The following is a 24,280-nucleotide window of genomic DNA, read 5'->3' as shown; positions in this document are numbered from 1 at the left end:
GCTGACCCGGAGGGAGCGTCATGCACAGCAAACTCGTCCGTGTCCTCGGCCAGGAACAACTGCGGCCGATCGCGGGACATCTGACGGCCGTGACCGTCTACGCGGTCCTGCAGGGCGTCGCGTTCGCCCTGCTGGTACCGGTACTGAGCGCACTGCTCGACGGTGACGCCGGCCGGGCGGCGCCCTGGCTGGGGCTGCTCGCCGCGGTGACCGCCGCCACCGGCGCCGCCTACTACGTCCAGGCCCTGCTCGGCTTCAGGACCGCGGTGTCCACCACGGGCCTCCTCCACCACCGCCTGGGCGAGCGGCTGGGCCGGCTCGGCGTCGGCTGGTTCTCACGGGCCCGGCTCGCCCCGCTGACCAGACTCGCCACGGCGGGCGTGGGCGAGGTCACCCAGCTCTTCGCCCATCTGCTGGCGCCGCTGATCACCTCCGTCGTCACCCCGCTGACCGTGCTCGTCGTCATGTTCTTCCTCGACTGGAGGCTGGCCGCGGCGATGGCGGCCACGCTGCCGCTGCTGTACCTGGCCTATCGCTGGTCGGCGTCGGCGATCGGGCGCACCGACGAGATCGTCGACGGCGCCATGGCCCGGGCCGACGACCGGATCTTCGAGTTCGCCCAGTGCCAGCCCGTCATCCGGGCCTTCGGCCGGGCGCACGCGCAGAACGACCTGCTCGACCGGGAGATGCGCCGCCAGCACGACATCGGGCTCAGCCGGCTGCGCAGGACGACCGTGGCCCGCGGCGCCTTCGGCGCCACGGTTCAGCTCTCGGTGACCGCCCTGCTCGGGATCGCCACGGCGCTGGCCCTCGGCGGTTCGATCGACGCCGCCGAGGTGATCGCGCTCGCGGTGCTCCTCGTACGCTTCAGCGAGCCGGTCGCGGCCCTCAGCGACGCGGGAGGAGCCCTCCGGGCGGTGTGGAGCCGGCTCGACCAGCTGGACGAGATCTTCCGTACGCCGTCGCTGCCGGAACCGGCGGAGCCGCGCCGGCCGGCCGACGCGACCGTCGAGATTTCCGGTGTCCGGTTCCGCTATCCCGATTCCCCCGGGGCCGATCCGGTTCTGGACCGGCTCGAAGCCGTGCTGCCCGCCAACACGATGACCGCGCTGGTCGGCCCCTCCGGTTCGGGCAAGACCACGGTGACCCGGTTGATCGCCCGCTTCTGGGATGTGGACGAGGGATCGGTACGCATCGGCGGGGTGGATGTACGGGACATCGATGCCGACACGCTGGCCTCGCAGGTCGCGATGGTGTTCCAGGACGTCTATCTCTTCGAGGGCACCATGGAGGACAACGTACGCGTCGGCCGCCCCGGCGCGACCGACGCGGAGGTCGCGGAGGCGGCCGGGCTGGCCCGCGTGGACGAGATCGTCGACCGGCTGCCCCACGGCTGGAACACCCCCGTCGGGGAGGGCGGCACATCGCTCTCCGGTGGTGAGCGCCAGCGGATCTCCCTCGCGAGGGCCATTCTCAAGCAGGCGCCCGTACTGATCCTGGACGAGGCCACCTCAGCCCTCGACCCGGTCAACGAGATGGCGATCTCCGACACCCTGCGCGCCCTGGCCGGGCGCCGCACCGTGCTGGTCATCGCCCACCGCCTGCCCACGGTGGTCGCCGCGGACCGGATCCTCGTGCTCCAGGACGGGAGGGTCACCGAGTCGGGGACGCATGAGGATCTGCTCGCGGCGGACGGGACGTACCGGCGCTTCTGGCAGGAGCGGAGCCGGGTCCAGGGATGGCGGCTGCACTCCTCCGAAGCCGGGAAGGGGTAGGCACCCGCGGGGCGGACCCGGCCGACTCCAGGAAGTCCTCCACCGCTTCCCGGGTCTCACCGGGCCGCTCCAGATGGGGGGAGTGCCCGCACCGGGCGATCTCGACCCGCCGGACCGGGCCGGAGACCCCCTTCTCGACGGCGCGCAGTTGACGGGTGGTCCCGTACTGGTCGAGTTCTCCCTGGATCAGCAGGACCGGGCTGCTGACGGCGCGCAGCCCCTCCTCGATGTTCCAGTCGCGGAACGCGGGGGAGAGCCAGACGTCGGCCCAGGAGTGGAAGGCGGTGTCCGCGTCGTTGTGAAAGCCCCGCAGCCGTACGGCCAGCGGCCCCTCGTGGTAGGCCGCCCGGGCGGCGGTGATCCCGGCCAGGGTCTCCGGCTCGACGAAGACATGGGGCGCGAGGAGCACCAGAGCGGCCACGGGGTGCTCGTTCGCGTGCAGCAGGGCGATGGAGGCGCCGTCACTGTGTCCCACGAGGACCGGGCGGTTCAGGGAGAGCCGGTCCAGGAGTTCGGGAAGGACCTCCGTCGCCTCCTCCCGCATGTAGCCGACCGGGCGCGGGGTCCGCGCCGGGCCCGAGCCGCCGTAGCCGTGCCGGGAGTAGACCACCGCCGGACGGCCCGTGGCCCGTGCGAGCGCGTCGGGGAACCGTGACCACATGGCGACACAGCCGAGCCCCTCGTGCAGGAACACCAGCGGGGCGAGGCCGGCGTCCCCCGCTATCCGCCGGTACTCGACGGGGCCGCGCCTCAGCTCGATCTCCGGCACAGCGACGTCACCTCCCGCTACCAGTCGAAGTTCCGGGCACTGAGCATGTTGAAACCGAGAGCCGACTTGCCCACGTACTCCAGGCACTCGTCGGGTTTGGCGGGCATCACGGCGCAGAACGACGCCTCCCGCAGCAGCCGTTCCAGCGGGACGCTGGTGCGCAGCGCGCCGGAGCCGCAGATCCGCGCGGCGCCGAGGGCGAGCCGCGGGGCGAGTTCGCCGATGCAGTACTTCGCCGCGTGGACCGCGGTGTTGGCCTCCAGGCTTCCGCGTTCCTCGTCGACCTGTCGTGCGGCGGAGTGGACCAGGGCGCGCGCGGCCCGCAGCTCCACGGCGAGGCGGCCCACCTCCGACTGGACGACGGGGGACGAGCGGCGGCCCTCGTTGTCGCGGAGCAGCCGGACCATGAGCCGCAGGATCGATTCGGCGATCCCGAGGTACGCGCCCATGTAGCCGGAGACCATCCAGTGGGGCTCCCGTACGAGTTTGAACAGGGAGAGCCCCTCGACGCCGAGGAACAGCCGGTGCCGGGGGATCTCGACACCGTTCATCGTCATGGTCGCGGTCTGGGTGCCGCGCAGTGCGGCGCCGTCCCAGACGCCCGAGAAGGCGACGCCGGGATCGTCCTTCGAGACCACGAAGTGCGACACCTCGTCGGCCTCGGAGGTGCCGTCCTCGCGGGCGGCGACGACGTAGTGGTCGGCGATGCCCGCCAGCGACACGAACGCCTTGGTGCCCTTCAGGACATAGCCGTCGCCCGCCGCCCGGTAGGTGGCCTGGATACGGCGGAGCTTCGCTCCCGAACCCGTCTCGGACGTGGCCGACGCGAACATCTTTCCGTGCTCGACGACTTCGCCGAACACCCAGTCACGGAACCGGGAGGCGTTCTCGGGCAGGGCGGCGCCGCCCGTCTCGCAGAGGGAGCCGATGGCCACGTTGTGCATGTTGAAGCCGAGGGCGGTGGCCCCGTCGCCGAGGGCGATCTCCTCCAGGACCTTGGTGTAGTCGAGGAACGAGAGTCCCTCGCCGCCGGACTCCCGGGGAATCAGGAGGGTCAGCAGACCCGCGTCCCGCACCAGTTGGTAGCCGTGGTGCGGAGTGAGCCGCCCCTGGTCGACCGCCGCGGAGCCGAGTCTCAGTTCGGCGGCGGCCGACCGGACCCGGTCGAGGAGGGTTTCCGTGTGCGGGGTGTCCGAGGCGTGCATGTGATCCTTTCCGTCCGGTCGGAGGTCAGTTCTCGACGGGAAGTCCCAGCTCGCGGGCGACGGTGATACGCAACAGGTCGTTCGGGCCCGCGTAGACCGACGCCGCCATGGGGCTGGTCAGATCGGCGGTGAGCCCCGAGTCCTCGATGAAGGAGCGCACCCCGCCGAGCTGGGCGGCCTGCCGGCTGAACATCAGGTAGTCCTCGGCCACGGAGATCTTGGTCAGCGCGGCGTCGGCCGCCAGTTGGCGGGGGCGTACCCCCGCGTCCAGGCGCGCGGCCATCCGGTAGACGAGTTCCCGGGACCGGTGCAGGGCCAGGGCCATGTCCGCGACCCGGGCCGCGACGACATGGCTCGCTCCCATCCTGCGCCCGAAGTGCTCCCGGGTCGCGCACCACTCCACCGTGCGGTCCAGCACCCCGCGCATGGGGCCGAGCGCGTACGACAGGAGCAGCGCGCGCTCCCACGCGGTCGTGAGCGTCAGCAGGCCGAGGCCCGAGCCCTCCTCGCCGACCATGCTGCCGGGGGCCAGCCGGACCCCGTGGAAGGTGAGGGAGCCCATCGGCACCTCGGTCAGGGCGGTCTTGGGGAACGGGGCGCTCTGTTCGACGTCGGGCGCGCTCAGGTCGACCAGGAAGGCGGAGAGGGCGAAGGGGGTGCGTTCGGCCGCCGTCCTGGCGAAGACCAGGGCGGTGTCGGCCACCGGGGCGGCCGTGACGAACGACTTCGTCCCGGTGAGCAGATAGCCGCCGTCCTCCTGCCGTTCGGCCCTCGTGGCCATCGAGAGCGGGTCGCTGCCCCCGCCCTCCTCGGTCAGGGCGTGGCAGAGCAGCACGTCGCCGTTCTCGGTGTGCTCCGTGTCGCCGAGGACGGACCGCAGCGGGAACTGGATTCCGAACCGCTGGGACGCCATGGCGTAGCAGAGCCCGGCGCCCGTGCCCGCGCGGCCGATTCCCTCGATCGTCGCCACCGACCTGGTCACCGGCCCGAGCCGGGCGGCTCCGGGGGCCTGGTCCGAAGGCGCCTCGTCCCACACCCCCCGGGCCGTGAACGCCTTCCACCGGGTGCGGAAGTCGGCCTGGTCCGCCTCCGCGAGCGCGGATTCGGCCAGTCGGGTCGCGTGGGCGACGACGGCGTCGACGCCGGCCCGGGGGTCCGCGTCCGTCATGACACCCCGCTCCCGTCGCCGGCGGCGGCCCGGTACCTCTCGATGGCCGTCCAAAGGGCCGTGGGTGTACGGAAGTTGGCCGCGACGAGCGCGGTCTCCGGGAAGGAGACCCCGGTCGTCGCCTCGACCCGGGCCACGATCCGCATGATGGTGAGGGAATCGAGCAGCCCGGAGACGAGCAGGGGTGTGTCGTGCTCCACCTTCTCGTCCAGGGCCCCGTGGGATTCCGAGATGATTCCCTGGAGGAGGGCGCACAGCTCATCGACGTCTTCCATGATCCCTTTCCTGGGTCGGCACCGCCGAAGCCAGCGCTTCGCGGTCGATCTTTCCCCGGTCGGTGAGTGCCAGCCGGTCGACGAGATGGATGTCGTCGGGCATCATGTGCCGCGGCAGCGCCGTCGAGACGGCCTCCCGCAGACCTGCCTCGGTCGTGCCGTCGGCGACGGCGTAGAGGAGGATGCTTCCCTCGCCGGGGCCCCGCGGCCGCCACACCGCCGCGCAGGTGCGCACCGCGGGGAACTCCTGGACGACGCTCTCGATGTCCAGGAGATCGATGCGGTATCCCCGGCGCTTCACCTGATGGTCGCGGCGTCCGCGCAGATAGATCTTTCCGTCCTCGCCGTAGTGGCCGAGGTCGCCGGTGAGGTACGCGGGCCCGCCGCCGTCGTCCGGGGAGACGCGGGTGGTGAGCGCCCGCGGCTCACCGTCGACGAGATAGCCCAGGAAGACCGTCGGGCCGACGACGGCGATCTCTCCCTCGTCCCGGGTGACCCGGTGGCTGTCGTCGACGAGTTCGACCCGGACCCCGTCGATCGCCCGGCCTATCGAGAGACCGTCCCGGTGGTCCCACCGCCGGGACACCTGCTCGAAGGTGCAGACATTCGTCTCGGTCGGGCCGTACAGGTTGTAGAACTCGGCCGTCTCGAACACCTCGGTGTACCGCTTGAGATCGCCCACGGGGAACGGCTCGCCGGCGAAGGCGATGATCCGCAGTTCGGGCAGTGCCGCGCCGCTCGCTCCTCCTTGGCGGAGCATCGACCGGTACAGCGTCGGGACGGCGTAGAAGACGGAGATCCGCTCGGACCGCAGCCAGCCCACCACATCGCGTGGGAACCCCTTGAGCTCGTCGGGCAGCAGGACGAGACAGGCGCCGGAGAGCGCGCTGCCGAAGATGTCGAAGGTGCTGAGATCGAAGGTCAGCGACGACTGGGAGCCGATCCGGTCCGAGGCGGTGACGCCGAACTGCCCGACGGCCCACCGTACGAAGTGGAGAACGTTCTCGTGGGAGAGGAGCACTCCCTTGGGCCAGCCCGTACTGCCCGACGTGAAGAGCACGTACCCCGCGCCGGGAAGATGGCCGATGGGGGCCGCCGGGCAGTCGACGGGGAGGATTCCCAGGCCCGACCCGAGAAGCCGGAGGGCCGCCGGGCTGTCGTCGACGCACTCCTTCACCAGGTGGGTGGTGGCCGCCCGCGCCGACGGGGCGATCAGAAAGGTGATGCCCGCGTTCCTGACCATCCGGGCGGTCCGCTCGGGCGGCACCGCCACATCGAGCGGCGCCGCGACGGCTCCGGACCGCAGGACCGCGTGGACGGCCAGTACGGCCTCGACACTCTTGGGCACATGGATGCCCACGCGGTCACCGGGGCGGACACCGGCGGCGGTGAGGGCGTCGGCCAGGCGGCGTACGGTCCCTTCCAGCTCCGCGTAGGTGAGGGTCCGTCCGTCCGCGGCGAGCGCGGGCCGGTCCGGATGGTCACGCGCCGCACGCGTCAGCAGTTCGTCGAGGCGGGTCGGTACGGGGGGCGGAGTCATCCGGCCGACCCGTTCCGCAGCGAGGCGGTCAGCGCCTTCTTGTCCATCTTCCCGACGGGGGTCAGCGGCATCACGTCGAGCACCCGCACCTCGTCCGGCGCCTTGTAGGCGGCCAGCCCCCGGTCCGCGAGGAACACGGCGAGTTCGGCGCGGTCCGGGGCGCGGGTGCCGGTCGGCACGAGGAAGGCGACGGACCGCTCGCCGAAGTCCTCGTCGGGCGCGGCCACCAGGGCGACGGACCGGATCCCGGGGTGGGCCAGCAGGTGGCCCTCGACCTCGGTCGCCGGGATCTTCTCGCCACCCCGGTTGATCTGGTCCTTCGACCTTCCCACCACGACGAGATGCCCGGACGGCAGCCGCCGCACCAGATCGCCGCTGCGGTAGAACCCGTCCGCGGTGAAGCTCTTGGCGTTGTGCTCGGGCGCGCGGTAGTAGCCCCGCAGTGTGTACGGGCCACGCGTGAGCAGTTCGCCCTCCTCCCCCTCGGCCACCTCCTGGTCGTCCGGGCCGGCCACCCGTACCTCGTCCGCGGGGGAGATGGGCCTGCCCTGCGCCGTCGCGATGATCTCGGGCGGATCGGTCAGTCTCGTCAGACAGAGCAGCCCCTCGGCCATCCCGAACACCTGCTGGATCGTGCAGCCGAACCCGTCGATCATCCGCTCGGCCATGTCGTCGGCCAGCCGCGCGCTGCCCACCTGGAGGACCCGCAGCGTGGACAGGTCGGCGTCGGTCATCGACACCTCGTCCAGCCAGACCGACGCCATCTGCGGGTTGATGGCGGCTATGGTGACGCCTTCACGCTCGATCAGCCCGAAGCAGTAGTCGGGGTCGGGGTCGCTCGCCAGGACGACGGTGCCGCCGACCCCGAGCGTCCCCAGTACCCCTGGGCAGTTCATCGTGTAGTTGAACGCCACCGGCAGCGCCGCGAGATAGACCGAGTCCGCTGTCAGCGCGCAGACCTCGCCCGCGGCACGCCCGTTGTAGAGGTAGTCGTCATGGGTCCGCGGGATCAGTTTGGGCAGCCCGGTGGTGCCTCCGGAGAGCAGCAGGAGTGCCAGATCCTCGCCCCGTGCGCCGGAGGCCGGCGCCGCGGGTGCCGGACCGGTCGTCAGCAGGTCCGCGAAGGAGGTGAACCCGGTTCCCCGCCCCGGATCGCCGACCACGATGATGTGTTTGAGGGCCGGGCTCTCGCCCCGTACGGCCTGGGCCAGCAGCCGGTGGTCGAATTCGGCGTGTACGTCGGGGATCACGTAGGCGACCGCCTCCGAGAGCCGCGCCAGATGGGTCATCTCGCTGCTGCGGTGGCCCGGCTGCGTGTGGACCGGCACCGCACCCGTCTTCATCAGGGCGAACCAGAGCAGCAGGAACTCCACCCGGTTGGGGAGCTGGACCAGGACGCGGTCCCCGGAGACGATGCCGAGCTCCGTGAGCCCGCGCGCCACCCGGTCCGACCGGTCGTCCAGTTCGGCGTAGCTGAGCCGGGTCCGGTCGTCGACGACGGCGAGCCGGTCACCGTGCGCACGGGCCCGTGCGCCCAGGAACCGGGCGAAGGTCTCCCCCCGCCAGTACCCGGCGTTCCGGTATTTCTCGGCGTCTGCGGCCGGCCAGCCCACCACATCGGCGGTCATGAATGAAACTCCTTTCAGGGCGTCATTTCGGCGGTGCATTCATTCGTGGACAACTCTCCGCGGAGCGGGAGGTGATGCCGCGTGATTATCGGTGTCGAGTGGGCGGGGACGGTGAATTCACGGCGCCTGTTCGTTCTGCCCCTACGACCGTCAACCGGAGGAAATCGCGGACGGTGCCAGGCGTGCGCCAGGGCGAAGTCATGCGGACTGTTCCGCCGGCCGACCGTAGCGCACGCCTCAAGCCGAGGTCAACGACGTCCCCGTGGTGGCAGGTTGGGCGTGAAGTGCAGAGAAAACACTGCAGAGAAAACCCTTGCCGGTAAATACCTAAGGGAAACTCCTCACGCATTCCCATGGGGCTGACGGGTAGCCTGTTGACACCGTGAAAGGCGCTGTCGTACGTTCAGGCGGCCGGATCGCTGTCACCCTTCCCATAAAGCAAGTTGTCGGCCTCCCTGTCACGGGAGGAAATTCCGGCACCGGTGATCAGCAGATATAGCTCCGAGCTTCGGGCCTGGGTGCCCATGTTCCGGGAACACCGTGCGAATCGTGGAGGATCCGTGGGAGATGTCGTGTTGGGGCAGGAAGAAGTCCGCACCCTGGTGGCCGGCCAGCTCGACATGGACCCGGCCGCCATCGGTCCCGGCGACGACCTGGTCACGCTGGGGCTCCACTCGATGCGGATGATCAAGATCGCCGCGCATCTGCGGCGGCAAGGGGTCCGGGTGAACTTCTCCGACCTCGCGCTGCGGCCCACGGTCCGGGCATGGTCCGAGCTCATAGCCGAGCGCCTCGGCGGGGAGACGAGCCGCCCGCCCGGGCCCGTGACGCGGGAGGAGCGCGACCCCGGCGCCGCCGGGGAGCCGTTCGGGCTGGCGACGATGCAGCACGGCTACTGGATCGGCCGCGCGGACGGTCAGGCCCTCGGCGGCGTCGCGGCCCACCTGTACGCGGAGTTCGACGGCCACGGGGTCGATCCGGGGCGGCTGGAACGCGCGGTGGCGGAGCTGGTGAACCGGCACGCCATGCTGCGCAGCCAGTTCCTCGACGACGGTACCCAGCGGGTCCTCGGCCGGCCCGGCGTGCCGGTGTGGTCGCTGACCGATCTCCGCGAGGTGGCCGCGCCGGACCTGGAGGGCCGGCTGGACGAGATCCGCGAGCGGAAGACGCACCAGCGCATGCGCGCGGATCTCGGGCAGGTTCTCGACATCTCGCTGACGCTGCTGCCCGAGGACCGGACCAGGCTGCACGTGGATGTGGACATGCTCGCCGCCGACGCCCTGAGCTACCGGCTGTTACTGGCGGATCTCGCCGACTTCTACGCGGGGGACGGGGCCGGTCCCGCACCGCTCTCGTACGACTACCGGAGCTATCTCGCCGACTACGACGCGATGAACGCCTCGGCACGCGAGGAGCAGCGGGCGTGGTGGCAGGAGGTGCTTCCCGAGTTGCCGGACGCTCCCGCCCTGCCGCTGGTCCCCGAGTCGGAGCGGGAGGATCCGCTCCGTACGGTCCGCTACGAGCACTGGCTCGACCCCGAACACAAGCGACGGCTGATCGACCGTGCCCATGAGCGGGGTGTCACCCCCGCCACGGTCCTGGCCTCAATCTTCGCCGAAGTCGTCGGCATGTGGTCGAGCGAGCAGAAGTTCCTTCTCAACCTGCCCCTGTTCAACCGGGAACCCCTCCACCCCGATGTGGAGAAACTCGTCGGCGACTTCAGCAGTTCCGTACTGCTGGACGTGGACGTCACCGAGCCCCTGTCGGTGCTCGACCGCGCCCGGGAGTTCCAGCGGAACCTGCACACCAAGGCGTCGCACGGAGCCTTTCCGGGCCTCGACGTACTGCGGGATCTGGGGCGTCTGCGGGGCGAACCGGTTCTGGCGTCCGTCGTCTACACCAGCGGGCTGAACCTGGGGGAACTCTTCAGGGACACCGTCGTCGACGCGTTCGGCGAGCCGGTGTGGATCATCTCGCAGGGCCCGCAGGTCGTACTCGACGCCCAGGTCGTGGAGTTACGCGGCGGTCTGCTGTTCAACTGGGACGTACGGGAGCAGGCGTTCCCCGCCGGAATGATGGACACGATGTTCCGGCGCAACCGTGAGCTGCTGGAGGAACTGCTCGCCGACGACGCCGACTGGGACCGCGCCGCGTCCAGGAGCCTGCCTCCGGCCCAGGCCGCCGTCCGCGCCCGGGCCAACGCCACGGACCGGCCGGTCTCCGGACGGCTGCTGCACGAGGGTTTCTTCGACATCGCCGGGGCGGAGCCGGACCTGCCCGCCCTGGTGTGGGGCGCCGACGGGCTGATGAGCTACGGCGGGCTGCGTGACCGGGCGCTGAACGTCGCGGGCGCGCTCGTCGCCCGGGGAGTGCGGCCCGGTGACGCCGTCTCCATCCAGTTGCCCAAGGGGCCCGGCCAGGTCGTCGCGGCCCTCGGGGTGCTCGCCGCGGGGGCGAGTTACGTACCGATCGGCGTCGAGCAGCCCGACGCCCGGCGCGACCGGATCGAGCTGACCGGTGACGTGGTGCTGGCACTGCGCGGCGAGGGGAGCGCGCCGGGCGCGAACGGGATCACCGTCCTCGGCCTCGACGCGGCCCAGCACGGGGCCGAGCCGCTGGACAGCCCGGTCACCGTCGACGCCGAGAGCATCGCCTACGTCATCTTCACCTCGGGCTCGACCGGACTGCCCAAGGGCGTCGAAGTGGCCCACGCGGCGGCGATGAACACGGTCGACTGCCTGAACGAGCACTTCGGGATCTCCACCGGTGACCGGTCGCTCGGGGTGTCCCCGTTCGAGTTCGACCTCTCCGTGTACGACATCTTCGGCCTGCTCTCCGTCGGTGGGTGCCTGGTCCTGCCCGACGACGAGAGCCGCCGGGACGGACAGCGGGCCGCCGAACTCGTCCGCACGCGGGGCGTGACCGTCCTCAACTGCGTGCCGAGCCTGCTCGACGCCATCCTGGCGGGAAGCGGGACGGAGGGACTCGGCGACAGCCTGCGCGTGGTCGTCCTCGGCGGCGACTGGGTCGGCGCCGACCTGCCCGGACGGCTGCGGCAGCTGGTGCCGGACTGCCGGTTCGCCGGGCTCGGCGGCACGACGGAGGCCGCGATCCATTCCACCGTCTGCGAGGTGACCGGCCCCGTTCCGCCGGAGTGGAAGGCCGTGCCGTACGGCGTCCCGCTGGGGAATGTCCGGTGCCGGGTGGTCAACGAAGCGGGGGCGGACTGCCCCGACCGGGTCCCCGGTGAACTCTGGATCGGCGGCCGGGGTGTCGCGCGCGGCTACCGGAACGATCCCGAACGGACCGCCGACCGGTTCGTCATCCACGACGGGCAGCGCTGGTACCGCACCGGGGACATGGCCCGCTACTGGCCGGACGGCACCCTCGAATTCCTGGGCCGGCGCGACAGCCAGATCAAGCTCCGGGGCTACCGCATCGAACTCGGCGAGGTGGAGGCGGCCCTGCGCGCCCTGCCCACCGTGCGGCGCGCCGTGGCGGACGTGGTGGGGCACACGACGCGGCAGCTCGTCGCGGCGGTCACGCTCACGGACGGCTCCCAGGAGGCGGGAGTGCGCGAGGCTCTGGCGGCGCACCTGCCCCCGCACATGATCCCCGAGAGGATCGAGACGCTCGACGCCTTCCCCCTGACCCCCAACGGAAAGCTCGACCGCAAGGCCGTCCGGGCCGTTTTCGAGGCGGGTACCGCCGGTGAGCGGCCCCACACACCGCCGAGCGGCGACCTGGAGACCGTACTCGCCGAGATCGTGGGCGCGATGCTCCACACCGGCCGGATCGGTGCCGAGGACGACTTCTTCGCCCTGGGCGGCGATTCGGTCCTGGCCACCAAGGTGATGGCCCAGATCAGGCAGTGGCTGGACACGTCCGAGCCCACCGTGACGGACCTCTTCGCCACCCGGACGGTGCGGGGACTGGCCGTACGTCTGGCCGAGCGGCAGAGCGTTCCTGGCCGCATCGAACAGGCGGCACAGATCTACCGCGAAGTCGCCTCGATGTCCGAGGCGGAACTGCTCGCCGAATCATGACCGGGCGCCGGCCCCCGGGCCGGCCCCCGAGCGGTGAGCCCGGCTTTCACTCCCCCTCCCGACTGGAAGGACATGTCCAGGTGACTTCTCCGAGCCGATCCGTCGTCCCCTCGTTCCCCGGGGACGATCCCAACGCCGTCGTGAAGGCGTTCGCGGCCAACCGGGCCTTCCGGGCCGCCGAATGGGCCGAGCTGACGACCGAGGACAACCCCTACCGACGGCCGGTCCGCCCCGACGACCTGGCCTGGCTCGACTACTCCGGCGCCATGCCGGCGGCCGACGCCCTGAAGCTGAGCGGCCTCCTCGGCCACCGCATGCTGCGCAATGTGTACGACCTCGACGCCCTCTACGTCGCGCCCGCCCCGAAACCGACGGTCACGGCGGACCAGGAAGCGTTCTACTCGCAGGAGAACAGGGTGCTGAGCGCCCTCGCGAAGCCGATCCTGGAGCACCATCTCTTCACCTTCCTGGAGGAGGGGCGCACGCCGCTGGAACGGCCGACCGTCGCCGCCGCGACCGGCCACGTACTCAGTTCCTTCCAGCAGCGGGCGGCAGCGCCGAACAGGGCGCTCGACGCCGTTCTGAAGACCGCGGGAAAGCGGGAGGCCGGCACCTTCCTGATGCTCCAGCTGAGTGCCTTTCTCCCGGCCATGAACACGGCGGTGGGCCGGGCCGCACTCGGTGAGTACGAGCTGGCCTCCACCTCGCTGCGGCCGTTCCTGCTCGACGAGTACCGCTCCTGGGTGAATTCCTCGGCGGCCTACGGGAAACTGCTCGCCGGTGCCGGCCTGAAGACGTCCGCGGCGGCCTATTGGCAGCTGTACCTGAACACGTCGCTGGCGCGCGGAAATCACCTCCACCATCTCGCGGTGAACCGTGAGAACCTGTTCGCCTTCCTCGGTGCTCTCGTCCACAAGAAGATGGACGAAAGCCTCACCCGTGACCGGTTCGCAGAGGTCTTCGCCACTTCTCCGACCGCTGACACCGGTTACTTCGACGGTGTCGGCGCCGTCGCGGAGGATGGTCTCAGGGAACTCGTCGAGCGTCTGCTCACGCCGTTGGCCGCCGTCCACGGGGACCGGGTCGTACAGGACTTCCACCGGGGGTTCACGGACGCGGCGCGCTACGCCGAACTCTGGGAGGCCGACCTGGAGGCCCAGGTGACCTGGGCGGACAGCATCCAGGAGTACCAGGACAGGGCCGCCAGGATCGACAAGTACCTCACGGACGAGAACATCGAAGTCGATCTCGACACCTTCGTGGAGTCGAACGAAGAGACCTCCACCACGCATGTCCACGATGAACACCGGCTCGTCATGATCGAGTCCGGGCAGATGCACTTCTGGAACAACGTGACACACAAGATCGAACTCAATCAGGGCGAAAAGCTGCTGATTCCGGTCTCCCGGCTCCACGGATCCACCGTGTTGTCCGGGGAGTGCACATACCACCAGCCGATCATTCCTGACGACCTGCTCGCCAGAATCCTCTGAGTCCTCCGAGTCGAATTCCGGGCGAGAGATGGAGCTTTCGTATGCTGTCGGCGGACACTCTGCCAGCCGATGGGAGTCTGACCTCCCAGGTGATAGGTGATCTTCCCGAGTGGGGAATTCTCAGCGCGAGGGAGTTGATCGGTAAACTGACCTCCTCCACCATGCCATTCCCCTGTACCTTCGCGGTCTCCGCGGCGAAGAAGGCCTCGCTGCGGTTCGGTTTCATCGACGATCTGAACGACGAGCGCAGCTGGGCGGCGCTGCCCGGGATCATCGCGTCGTACCTGGAGATCTACCGGACGATCGCCAGGGAGACCTCCCTCATCATTCTCTTCCGCCCCGACCGGGAGACCGGTGATGTCGCGCACTACCAAGGGAAGTTCTGGGACGTCCTGCGGTTCCTGCACGAGAACGATCCCCGGTCCTGGCCGGCCGGCATACCCGAGAACCCTGATGACAGCCGCTGGGAGTTCAGCTTCGCCGGCACCCCGATCTTCGTCGTGTGCAACACCCCCGCGCACAAGAGGCGGGCGAGCCGGTCGAATCCCGGATTCATGATCACCTTTCAGCCGCGCTGGGTCTTCGAGGAACTGGACTCCAACACCGCCCGGGGCGCGGCGGCCAGGCGGGTGATCCGGAAGCGTCTGCGCGCCTTCGACAGCGAGGAACCCTCACCGGAGCTGGGGAGTTACGGCGACCCGGACAACCGGGAGTGGCGCCAGTACTTCCTCCTCGACGACAACGCGGAGAAGCTCGGGCGCTGTCCCTTCCGCCCGGAGACGGCCGGCCCTGCCCCGGCGGCGCGAGGTGAGGGAAGCGGTGACTGAGGAAAACGGGGACGGGGCCGGGTCCCGCCGCCCGGCGGACACGGCCGCTGCCGCGGCCTCGGCCAGGCAGGAACGTATCCGCCGGGCACTGGAAGCACGGGGCTTCGGACCCACGAGCGGTACCGCCACGGCGGAGGACTTCCCGCCGCTCGGGCCCGGACCCCACCCGCTCTCCCCGGCCCAGCGGCGGATGTGGTTCGCGCAGCAGCGTGATCCGAAGAGCGCCGCGTACAACATCTGCGCCGGGTTCGTCATCAGCGGCGACCTGGACCCGCACCGGCTCCGCCGGGCCTTCGAGTCGGTCGTGGCGGAACAGGACATCCTGCGCACCGTCTACCGCACCGACGCCGACAGCATGCCCGTGCAACTCGTCCTTCCCTCGGTCGAGTTGCCCTGGGAGACCGCCGACTGCGGGGGAATCCCGAACGGCGACTGCCGGGGCGCCGGCGGCGACATCCTCTGGGACGAGGTCGACCGGCTGGCGTCGCGGTTCGGCCGGGAGACGTTCGACCTGGCCGTCGACTGCCCCCTGCGGCTGCTGCTCATTTCCTCGGCCCCCGACGAGCATGTGCTGGTCCTCGTCGTCCATCACATCGCCGTCGACGATCTGAGCTGGGCTCCGCTCTTCCACGCGGTGTCCGCCCACTACCGCGCGGACACCCCCGGGCCTCCCGCACCGAGCCCGGCACCTCGGGTGCGGTACGCGCAGTTCGCCCGCCGGGAGCAGGAACGGGCGTCGTCCGGGTACTTCGGGGACTCGCTGGAGTACTGGCGGCGCACCCTCACCCCCTGGCCGCCGCCGGTCCCCCTGCCGGACGCGGGCGAGGCCGCGGCGGACGGTCCGCACGGGGAGGGCGTACGGCGGAGGGTACCGCTGTCCCCGCGGACCAGCGCGGGGATCACCGCACTCGCGAAGGACTCCGGCACCTCCCTGTTCATGACGGCACTGGCCTGTGTGACCGCCGTCCTCGGCCGGTACTCCGGAGCTGAGGACATCGCGGTCGGCACGGTCACCGTGAACCGCTCACGGCCCGAACTCGAACCGCTGATCGGCAACTTCGGCAACACCGTCATGCTGCGGATCCCCGCCCGCGGGAACCCCCGCTTCGTCGACCTGCTGGCCGAGGTCCGCACGGTGTGCCTCGACGCCTTCGGACAGCAGGAAGTCCCCTTCGACCAGGTGGTGGAGGCCGGCCGGCCACCACGGCGGCGCGACGGGGCCGGTCTGTTCAACGTGATGTTCACCCAGCGGGGACAGACCCTGCCGTCCGATGTGGTCTTCCCGGGCCAGCGGTGGCGGGAATACCCGGTGTTCAACGGCAGTACGCGCTTCGACCTCGCGGTCGAGGTGGTGTCCGGCCCCGACGGGCTCACGGTGACCGCGACGGGATCCGACCGGCTCTTCGGCGCCGAGAGCCTCGACCGGCTGCTGGGCCATGTGGCCACCCTGATGGACGCGGTGGCCACCGCCCCCGAGCGGCGCCTCGGCGAACTGCCGCTGATGCCCGCCCACGAGTACGCACGCGTCGTCCACGAGTGGAACGCGACCGACCGGCCGGAGTACGTGCCCAGGACCACGCTCCCCGGACTCTTCGCCGAGCAGGTGCGGCTGCGGCCGGACGCCTGCGCGCTCGTCGACGGGGACCGACGGCTCGACTACCGCGAACTGGACGGCCGGGCCAACCAGCTCGCCCGGCAGCTGATCGCGGACGGGGTCCGCGGTGGCGACTACGTCGGAGTGCTGCTGGAGCGGTCGGCGGAACTCGTCGTCGCCATGCTGGCGGTCCTCAAGGCGGGAGCCGCCTTCGTCCCGCTGGACCCGGCCTGGCCCGCGCTGCGCACCGGCGAACTGGTCTCGGCGGCCGGCCTCGCCGCCTGCGTCACCACCGCGACGATGCTGACCCGCGGTGATCTGGCGGCCGTCTCCCCGCGGACCGCGCACGTGGACCTGACCGCCGACGCCGCCACCATCGCGGGCCACAGCCGAGAAACGGTCGCGGTCGGGACCGCGCTCGACGACGTCGCGTACGTCATCTACACCTCCGGTTCCACCGGTGTGCCCAAGGGCGCGATGATCACCCACCAGGGGATCGTCAACCGCCTTCCCTGGCAGGCCGATCTGCTGAAGTTCTCCCCGTCGGACGCCGTGCTGCACAAGGCCCCGCTCAGCTTCGACATCTCCATCAACGAGATCTTCCTGCCCCTGACCAGCGGCGCCCGTCTCGTCCTCGCCAGACCGGGCGGGGAGGGAGACGTCTCGTACCTCCTCTCGGTGATCGCCGAACACGGGGTGACCTTCGTCTACCTGGTCTCCTCCATGCTCGATCTGATGGTCGAACGCAGCGACGCGGAACCCGCGCTGCGCCGCCTCCGCCATGTCTGGTGCGGTGGCGAGGTGCTCACCGCCGACCTCTACACCCGGTTCCGGCAGCGGTCCGACGCCCGCATGTACCACGGTTACGGGCCCGCCGAGGCGACCGTCGGGGTCACCTGCCGGGTCTACGAGAGCGCCGACCACGTCCGGGACATCACCATCGGCAGGCCCAACCCGAACACCCGGATCCATCTGCTGGACCGCCACGGGAACCCGGTTCCGGCCGGGGTCGCCGGGGAGATCCACATCGGTGGGCTGCCCCTGGCCCGGGGATACCTCAACGACCCGGAACGGACCACGGAACTCTTCGTGCGCGACCCGTTCCGGACCGGCGAGCGGCTCTACCGGACCGGCGATCTCGCCCGCTACCGCGCGGACGGGCAGATCGAGTTCATCGGCAGGACGGACAACCAGGTCAAGATCAACGGCAGGCGCGTCGAACTGGAGGAGATCGAGGCCAAGCTCACCGCCCACCCCGAGGTCCGGCAGGCCGCCGTCCTCATCCGGAACGAGGGCCCCAGGGGCGCCCGGCTCGTGGCCTTCGTCGCCGCGCGGGAGACCGCGGTCACCCCGGACGCGCTGCGGACCTGGCTGGGCGAGCGCCTCCCGTCCGCCATGGTTCCGTCCACCGTCGTCCTCCTGGACGAGCTCCCCCTGCGCAGTTCGGGCAAGCTCGACCGGACGGCCCTGGCATCCACCCCGATCCCCGAGGCACCACGCGAAACCGCGGCCGTGGCGCCGCCGACGGGCGCACTCCAGCGGTCGATCGCCGAGATCTGGGCCCGCACCCTCGGCCTCGCACAGGTGGGCGCCGAGGAGAACTTCTTCGATCTGGGCGGGCACTCCCTCCTGGTCGTGAAGGTGCAGAACGAGATCCACCGCACGCTGGGGTACGACGTCTCCGTCGTCGCCCTGTTCGAGAACCCCACCGTCGCGTCGGTGGCCCGCTTCCTGGAGCGGGGCCCGGCCGCCGGCGACGAGGAGGCACGGGAGCTGAGACGCGTCCGGGACCGTGCCGCCCGGCAGCGACGCATCCGGGCCGGACGCGGCCGAGCGGACAACGCGAGGGAGACGACATGAGCGCCGACATCGGCCCGGACACCGGCATCGGCCCGGACACCGGCGAAGGCGACTGCGACATCGCGGTGATCGCCATGGAGGGACGGTTCCCGGACGCCCCCACGCTGCGGGACTTCTGGTCGCTGCTGAGCAGCGGGCGGGACGCCATCCGCCCGGTCGCCGACAGCGACTTCCTCGCCGCCGGGGGCGCCCCGGGCAAGCTGAGCGACCCGAACCACGTCAGGGTCGCCTGCACGCTGGAGGGCGCGGACCTCTTCGACGCCGAGTTCTTCGGCATCCAGCCCGCCGAGGCCGAACTGCTCGACCCGCAGCACCGGATCTTCATCGAATGCGCCTACCACCTGCTGGAACAGGCCGGGTACGTACCCGGCGGCCAGGAGGGCACGGTCGGCGTCTACGCCGGAGCCTCCACCAGCCAGTACTACCTCGACCACGTCTATCCGGCGCTCGCCGTCCGGCCGGGGTCCGTCGACGGTTTCATCGGTTCGGTGGCCAACGCCACCAGCGCGCTCGCCACGCGTGTCTCGTATCTGCTCAACCTGACCGGTCCGAGCGTGGCCGTGCAGACCGCCTGCTCCACCTCCCTGGTCGCGGTGCACCTCGCCTGCCAGGACCTGCTGAACCACCAGTGCGACCTGGCCCTGGCGGGCGGCTCGACCGTCAACCCCGCCGCGGGACTCGGCTACCAGTACGTACCGGACGGCCCCTTCTCCCCGGACGGGCACTGCCGTCCCTACTCCTCCGACTCGGCCGGCATGTCTCCCGGCGACGGGGTCGGCGTCATCCTGTTGAAGCGCCTGGCCGACGCCGTCGCCGACGGCGATCACATCCGCGCCGTCATCAAGGGATCGGCGGTCAACAACGACGGAGCCAGGAAGATCGGCTTCACCGCGCCCAGCGTGCAGGGCCAGCGGGACGTCATCGTGGCGGCCCAGGCGATGGCCGGGGTGAGCGCGGATGCCATCAGCTACGTCGAGGGCCACGGCACCGCCACCCCGGTGGGCGACCCGATCGAGGTGAGCGCGCTGACGAAGGCGTTCGCGTCGAGCACGGACCGGACCGGTTTCTGCGCACTCGGATCGGTCAAGTCCAACCTCGGGCACCTCGACGCCGCGGCCGGGATCGCCGGTCTGATCAAAACCGTACTGGCGCTGGAGAACGAGATGATCCCGGCGACGCTCCACTACGCCGGACCGAACGAACTGATCGACTTCGAGGCCTCTCCGTTCGTGGTCGCCGGCACGGCGCGCGCCTGGCCGCGGACCGCCACCCCCCGGCTCGCGGGCGTGAGTTCGTTCGGCGTCGGCGGGACCAACGCGCACGTGGTGCTCGCCGAGGCACCGCCGCGTACCCCGCCCGAGCCGCAGCGCCGGCCCGAAGTGGTCCTGCTCTCGGCGGCCACCCCCGGTGCCCTCACCGACCTCGGCGAACAGCTCCGCGACCGGATCTCCCAGGACCCCGGCACCGATGTCGCCGACGTGGCGCACACCCTGCAGCGGGGCCGCCGCCCCCTGCGGGCCCGGCGGGCACTCGTCGCGAGCGGCACCGCCGAACTCGCCGAGGCCCTCCAGGACGGCGCGGCCGGCGCCTACGGCGAGGCCGGCGGAGCCCCGCGCGACGTCGTCTTCATGTATCCCGGCGGCGGCTCCCAGTACCAGCGCATGGGACAGCGGCTCCACCGGATCCACCCGGTCTACCGGCGCGAGATGGACCGCTGTGCGCGGATCCTCGAATCGGCCTGCGGGCTGGACCTGTTCGAGGCGCTCTACCCTCCGGGCGACACGGCTCCCAGCAGGGAGAACATCGATGTGCCCCGGGGCCGGTACGCGGCGATCGTCGCCACCGAGTGGTCCCTGACGGCCCTGCTCGCCTCCTGGGGAATCCGCCCTTCGGTCATGATCGGACACAGCCTCGGCGAATACACCGCCGCCTGCGTCGCCGGGGTGATGGATCTGGAGGAGGCCCTCCCGCTCGTCATGGAACGGGAGCGGCTGATGCGTGAGGCCGGCGGGATGACGCTCAGTGTCCTGCTGGACGAGGCGGACATCGTCGGCCACCTCCTCCCGGGCACCTCCCTGGCGGCTGTCAACGCCCCCGGCATGTGCACGGTCTCCGGTGTCCCCGCGGCCATTCTCGAACTGGAGAAGAACCTCACGGAGAAGGGCATCGACCAGCACCGCCTGCGCATCCCCGGCGCTGCCCACTCCGAGGCGCTCGACCCGGTACTGGACGAATTCCGTGAGCTGGTGAGCCGGGTGACGCTGCGCGAGCCGACCCTCCCGGTCCTGTCCGGCCTCACCGGTGAGCCGCTCACCCCCGAACAGGCCCGCGACCCCGAGTACTGGGTCCGGCACACCCGGGGCACCGTACGGTTCCGGGCCTGCCTGGAGGCACTGCCGACGGACCGTCCGCCGGTCCTGCTCGAAGCGGGGCCCAGCGGGGGACTGGCCAAACTGGCCCAGTACACACTCGGGGACACCGTGGTCACCGCCACCGGCATCCGGCACGCCTACGCCGAGGAGTCCGACGACCGGGTGCTGCTCAACGCGGTGGCGCAGCTGTGGACGCACGGCGTGGAGGTCGACTGGGAGGCGGTACGGGAAGGCCGCCCCGGACGGACCGTACCGCTGCCCGGGTATCCGTTCCAGCGCCGCCGCTTCTGGGTGGAGCGGATGGACCGGTCGGCGCCGCCCCCGCCGGAGCGGGCCGGCGAGGTGTCGCTCACCTCGCGCGTCTGGAGCGGTTCCGGGCTGCCCCGGCCGCCGGTCGGCGCGGAGCCCGGGACGGCCTCGGACACCGTCCTCGTCGTCCTGGGACGCTCGGAGCTCCCGGACCCGCCCGCCGGGCTCCTCGGCGGGGACGGCGCACGGTGCGTGACGATCCGTTTCGCGGACGGATTCGGCACCTCGGGGACCGGCTCGTACCATCTCGACCCGGCGGCCGCGGACGAGGTGCGCGCGCTCCGCGAACGCCTGTGGCCCGGCGGAGCCGACGACGCCGTGGTCCAGGTGCTCGACCTCGGCTCGGCGGGAGCAGAGCCAGGACCGCTGCGGCAGGTCACCGAGTCGGGGCGGTTCATCGACGCCCTGCTCACCGGACTCGGCGAAGGAGTGCGGCCGCCGAGGGTCGTCGTGGTCGGTCACGGCGCCTTCGCCCTGACGGGGCCGCACTCCTCGCCGGAACACCGGCTGGTCCACGGCCTGGTCGGCCACTGGCGGGCGGAAGGCGCCCGGGCCGTCGCCACCGCCGTCGATCTCGACGCCCCGTTCTCCCCCGACACCGACGAGGCCCTGTGGCCGCTGCTCCTCGGCGAACTGCGGGCCGCCGGGCCCCCCGCGACGGTGGCCTACCGGGGCGGGCGCCGATGGGTCGCCGGCACCGCGGAGGTGATGGAGACACCGGCCGGCCTGGCGTCGCTGCCGCGCGCCTGGGTCGTCCCCGGCGGGCTGCGGATGCCCGCGCTGCCCTACGCGTCCTACCTGTCCGCCGCCTTCGACGGCGCGGTCACCGTCAGCGAGTCGGTCGTCGCCTCCGACGGCGACCGCCCCGGTCTGCTCCGCTCGCTCGGCCCCGTGGCGGGCTCCGACGTGTCGGCCACCCTGGCGTGGCTGACCGGGCTGTGGCAGCGGCGCGCCGACGAGCCGTTCAGCGCCGTCGTGTTCATCGATCCACCGGAGGACCGGCCGTCGGTCGAGCGCGCCCTGCTGAGTGCCTTCGCCGAGGCGTGTGTGGAGGCGGCGGCGGCCGAGGGGCTGCCCTGGCGGCTGGTGCGCTGGCGGCACCGGCCCGCGGGGGCCGAGGAAGCGGTCGGCGACCCGGCCGAGGCCGCTGTCCGCCGGGGTGCCGCGGCCCTGGCGGCCGCGCTGGGCACCGGCGGACACCCCGTCCTCACCGTCACGGTCACCGTCCCCGGCACGACGGCGGAGGGGCGCGCTCCCGACACCGGTGCCACCGCCCCCGTACCACCGGAGGCGGACGACCGGAGGCTTCCGTCCCGGGACAACGGGCGGGCCCGGCCGCCGCTCGGCACCCGGTACGCGAAGCCGCGCAACGACGTGGAACGGCGCGTGGCCGAGATCTGGCGCACGGCACTGGGCCTCGACGACATCGGAGTGGACGACAACTTCTTCGAACTCGGCGGTGAGTCCCTGCTGCTCATGCGCGTCATCGCCGAACTGCGCGAACAGTTCGCCGTCAACATGTCCATCCGGCAGCTGTACATCAACGACCGTCTGACTGTTTCCGGGATAGCCACCGTGCTGAAGGAGAGAACACAGTGACCTCGCAGATTCCCGTCGAGCCCGTTCCGGCCGTACTGCGCGTCCGGGAGCTGATGACCGCGGGCCTGCTGTCGCACGCCATCTCGGTCCTGTGCGATCTGGGCGTACCCGATGTCCTGGAGACCGCGCGTTCGCACGTGGAACTCGCCAAGGAGGTGAACGCCGACCCCGAGGGCCTGCTGCCGTTCCTGCGGGCGGCCTGCGCGGCGGGCGTGCTGGCCGAACCGTCCCGCAGGAGCTTCGAACTGACCGAGCTGGGCCAGGTGCTGCGCGCCGACGACCCGCACAGCATCAAGGCCATGTGCTCCCTGACCTGCCGGGACGAGTTCAGCCGCACCTGGTCGGACTCCCTCCACACGGCCCGTACGGGCGGGCCGAGCTTCGCCGTCTCCCACGGCTCGTCCTTCTTCGAGTACATGGCGTCGCACCAGGAGTTCGCGACCCTGTTCGACAAGGCGATGCAGTCCTCCGCCGCCGTGGACAATCTGCTGGCCGGATTCGACTTCTCCGGGGTCCGCCATGTCGTGGATGTCGGCGGCGGTCGCGGCACCATGCTGGCGGCCGTGCTCAAGCGGTACCCGACCCTGCGGGGGACCCTGGTCGACCTGCCGCACGTCGTGGGCAACGCGCGCAAGACGTTCGCCGCCGCCGGCGTGGCGGACCGGGTCACGCTGGTGCCGGGCAGCTTCTTCGACCCGATACCCGGGGACGCGGACGTCTACCTGCTCTCCCGGGTGATCGGGAACTGGAACGACGAGGACTCGCTGCGCATCCTGCGGACGGTGCGCACCGCGATGCGCGCGGACAGCCAGTTGGTCGTGGTGGGACAGATGCCGAGCGAGAACGACCGCACGCACTACCCCCAGCAGCTCGACCTGTACATGTTCGCCCTGCTGGGAGCCCGTCTCCGGTCGTACGAGGAGTACCAGGACCTGTTCGCGCAGGTGGATCTGGAGGTGACCGGCTGGTCGAACTTCCCCGACAGCGAGTCGGTGCTGCGGGCGCGGCTGTCGTGAGGTGAGACCCGGGCGGCGGCGCGGGCCCCCGCCGCCCGGGCGGCGCCCGACGCTTCCCGCGCCCGCCCGTACACCGGCCCGCCGACGTCAGGAGGTCACTCGCCGTGAGCCAGGAGCCCGTGCCCGCCCGTTCTCCGTCCGTCCTGTCCGCGCCCGTTCCTTCCCCGCCCGTCCGGCCCCCGGAGAACACCTGCCCGGCGCGTGATCACGGCGCGGACATCCGGCCGCTCATGGCGAGCTTCCCCAGCGGGGTCGGTGTGATCACCGCGTACGCCGAGGACGGCTCACCGTGGGGGATGACCTGCACCTCCCTGTGCGGTGTCTCCCTGGACCCACCCGTCGTGCTGGTGTGTCTGGGAACCGCGAGTCACACCCTCAAGGCGGTACGGAGCAGCGGGTCCTTCGCCGTCAACCTGCTGCACGCGCAGGGCCGCCGGACCGCCGAACTGTTCGCGTCCGGCGCGCCCGACCGGTTCGACCGCGTCCACTGGCGGGGCGGCGCCGGCACCGCGGGACCGCATCTGACCGAGGACGCCCGCGCCGTCGCGGACTGCTCCGTCGTCGGCGAACAGGTCGTCGGCGACCATGCCGTGGTCCTGGGCGAGGTCACGGCGGTGCGCACGGTCCCGCGGCAGCCGCCCCTGCTCTACGGGCTGCGCCGGTTCTCCGCCTGGCCGCACGCGGGGGAGACCGCCCAGCCGTTCCACGACGTCGTCGGCTGACGGGTCCTCAGGACCGCCCGCGTCCGCAGCGGTCCACGGGAATCAGGGGGCGGTCCGCCCTTGTGAGGAAATACGGCATGGG

13 protein-coding genes and 1 pseudogene are annotated in these 24,280 nt (G+C 71.3%); 8 read left to right on the top strand and 6 right to left on the bottom strand.

Translation table 11 applies throughout. From position 1 onward, the window contains the following. Window positions 1–20 precede the first annotated feature (20 nt). Complete coding sequence (locus ACFXKG_RS16925; RefSeq protein ID WP_384838756.1) at window positions 21–1,775, top strand: ABC transporter ATP-binding protein; 1,755 nt, start codon at window positions 21–23, stop codon at window positions 1,773–1,775. 58 nt (window positions 1,776–1,833) lie between these two features. Here ACFXKG_RS16925 and ACFXKG_RS16920 read toward each other — a convergent pair. The 6 genes and pseudogenes from ACFXKG_RS16920 to ACFXKG_RS16895 all read right to left on the bottom strand — a co-directional run. Then, window positions 1,834–2,469, bottom strand: a pseudogene (locus tag ACFXKG_RS16920) (alpha/beta fold hydrolase); the annotation flags it as partial. Between the two features lie 92 nt (window positions 2,470–2,561). Further along, window positions 2,562–3,749 (bottom strand): acyl-CoA dehydrogenase family protein, encoded by a 1,188-nt coding sequence (locus ACFXKG_RS16915; RefSeq protein ID WP_384838753.1) that lies wholly within the window; start codon window positions 3,747–3,749, stop codon window positions 2,562–2,564. Between the two features lie 25 nt (window positions 3,750–3,774). Further along, window positions 3,775–4,917 carry an acyl-CoA dehydrogenase family protein gene (locus ACFXKG_RS16910; protein WP_384838750.1) on the bottom strand — a complete coding sequence of 381 codons (1,143 nt, stop codon included), beginning with the start codon at window positions 4,915–4,917 and terminating at the stop codon, window positions 3,775–3,777. Then, entirely contained in the window at window positions 4,914–5,192 is a 279-nt protein-coding gene (locus tag ACFXKG_RS16905; RefSeq protein ID WP_384838748.1) for an acyl carrier protein, read from the bottom strand. Before ACFXKG_RS16905 ends, ACFXKG_RS16910 begins: the two co-directional genes overlap by 4 nt. Further along, entirely contained in the window at window positions 5,176–6,732 is a 1,557-nt protein-coding gene (locus tag ACFXKG_RS16900; RefSeq protein WP_384838745.1) for an amino acid adenylation domain-containing protein, read from the bottom strand. The genes ACFXKG_RS16905 and ACFXKG_RS16900 overlap by 17 nt, the downstream gene beginning before the upstream one ends. Further along, window positions 6,729–8,360, bottom strand: coding sequence for a (2,3-dihydroxybenzoyl)adenylate synthase (locus ACFXKG_RS16895; protein ID WP_384838742.1), 1,632 nt, complete (start codon window positions 8,358–8,360; stop codon window positions 6,729–6,731). The genes ACFXKG_RS16900 and ACFXKG_RS16895 overlap by 4 nt, the downstream gene beginning before the upstream one ends. 560 nt (window positions 8,361–8,920) lie before the next feature. Here ACFXKG_RS16895 and ACFXKG_RS16890 point away from each other — a divergent pair. From ACFXKG_RS16890 to ACFXKG_RS16860, 7 genes are all read left to right on the top strand, one after another. Then, on the top strand, window positions 8,921–12,406 hold the full coding sequence (locus ACFXKG_RS16890) for an amino acid adenylation domain-containing protein (RefSeq protein WP_384838739.1): 3,486 nt from the start codon (window positions 8,921–8,923) through the stop codon (window positions 12,404–12,406). A gap of 80 nt (window positions 12,407–12,486) precedes the next feature. After that, on the top strand, window positions 12,487–13,899 hold the full coding sequence (locus tag ACFXKG_RS16885) for a hypothetical protein (protein WP_384838736.1): 1,413 nt from the start codon (window positions 12,487–12,489) through the stop codon (window positions 13,897–13,899). 161 nt (window positions 13,900–14,060) lie between these two features. Then, entirely contained in the window at window positions 14,061–14,726 is a 666-nt protein-coding gene (locus ACFXKG_RS16880; protein WP_384838733.1) for a YqcI/YcgG family protein, read from the top strand. Further along, window positions 14,719–18,180, top strand: a complete 3,462-nt coding sequence (locus ACFXKG_RS16875) for an amino acid adenylation domain-containing protein (RefSeq protein ID WP_384838730.1) — start codon at window positions 14,719–14,721, stop codon at window positions 18,178–18,180. The genes ACFXKG_RS16880 and ACFXKG_RS16875 overlap by 8 nt, the downstream gene beginning before the upstream one ends. Next, window positions 18,177–22,460, top strand: coding sequence for a type I polyketide synthase (locus ACFXKG_RS16870; protein ID WP_384838727.1), 4,284 nt, complete (start codon window positions 18,177–18,179; stop codon window positions 22,458–22,460). Before ACFXKG_RS16875 ends, ACFXKG_RS16870 begins: the two co-directional genes overlap by 4 nt. Further along, window positions 22,457–23,476, top strand: a complete 1,020-nt coding sequence (locus tag ACFXKG_RS16865) for a methyltransferase (RefSeq protein WP_384838724.1) — start codon at window positions 22,457–22,459, stop codon at window positions 23,474–23,476. The genes ACFXKG_RS16870 and ACFXKG_RS16865 overlap by 4 nt, the downstream gene beginning before the upstream one ends. Window positions 23,477–23,580: 104 nt before the next feature. After that, complete coding sequence (locus ACFXKG_RS16860; protein WP_384838721.1) at window positions 23,581–24,198, top strand: flavin reductase family protein; 618 nt, start codon at window positions 23,581–23,583, stop codon at window positions 24,196–24,198. The last annotated feature ends 82 nt before the right edge of the window (window positions 24,199–24,280 follow it).

The sequence above is a fragment of the Streptomyces sp. NPDC059255 genome, from assembly GCF_042752355.1.
Lineage (GTDB): Bacteria > Actinomycetota > Actinomycetes > Streptomycetales > Streptomycetaceae > Streptomyces.
Note: the sequence above shows the minus strand (reverse complement) of the source record. Positions and strands in the feature narration are given on the sequence as shown.

What these genes read in the sequence shown, in the direction of transcription:
- ACFXKG_RS16910 (WP_384838750.1), bottom strand. Translation starts at nt 4,917, where the DNA reads ATGACGGACGCGGACCCCCGGGCCGGCGTCGACGCCGTCGTCGCCCAC.
- ACFXKG_RS16880 (WP_384838733.1), top strand. Translation starts at nt 14,061, where the DNA reads ATGCCATTCCCCTGTACCTTCGCGGTCTCCGCGGCGAAGAAGGCCTCG.
- ACFXKG_RS16900 (WP_384838745.1), bottom strand. Translation starts at nt 6,732, where the DNA reads ATGACTCCGCCCCCCGTACCGACCCGCCTCGACGAACTGCTGACGCGT.
- ACFXKG_RS16905 (WP_384838748.1), bottom strand. Translation starts at nt 5,192, where the DNA reads ATGGAAGACGTCGATGAGCTGTGCGCCCTCCTCCAGGGAATCATCTCG.
- ACFXKG_RS16915 (WP_384838753.1), bottom strand. Translation starts at nt 3,749, where the DNA reads ATGCACGCCTCGGACACCCCGCACACGGAAACCCTCCTCGACCGGGTC.
- ACFXKG_RS16925 (WP_384838756.1), top strand. Translation starts at nt 21, where the DNA reads ATGCACAGCAAACTCGTCCGTGTCCTCGGCCAGGAACAACTGCGGCCG.
- ACFXKG_RS16870 (WP_384838727.1), top strand. Translation starts at nt 18,177, where the DNA reads ATGAGCGCCGACATCGGCCCGGACACCGGCATCGGCCCGGACACCGGC.
- ACFXKG_RS16895 (WP_384838742.1), bottom strand. Translation starts at nt 8,360, where the DNA reads ATGACCGCCGATGTGGTGGGCTGGCCGGCCGCAGACGCCGAGAAATAC.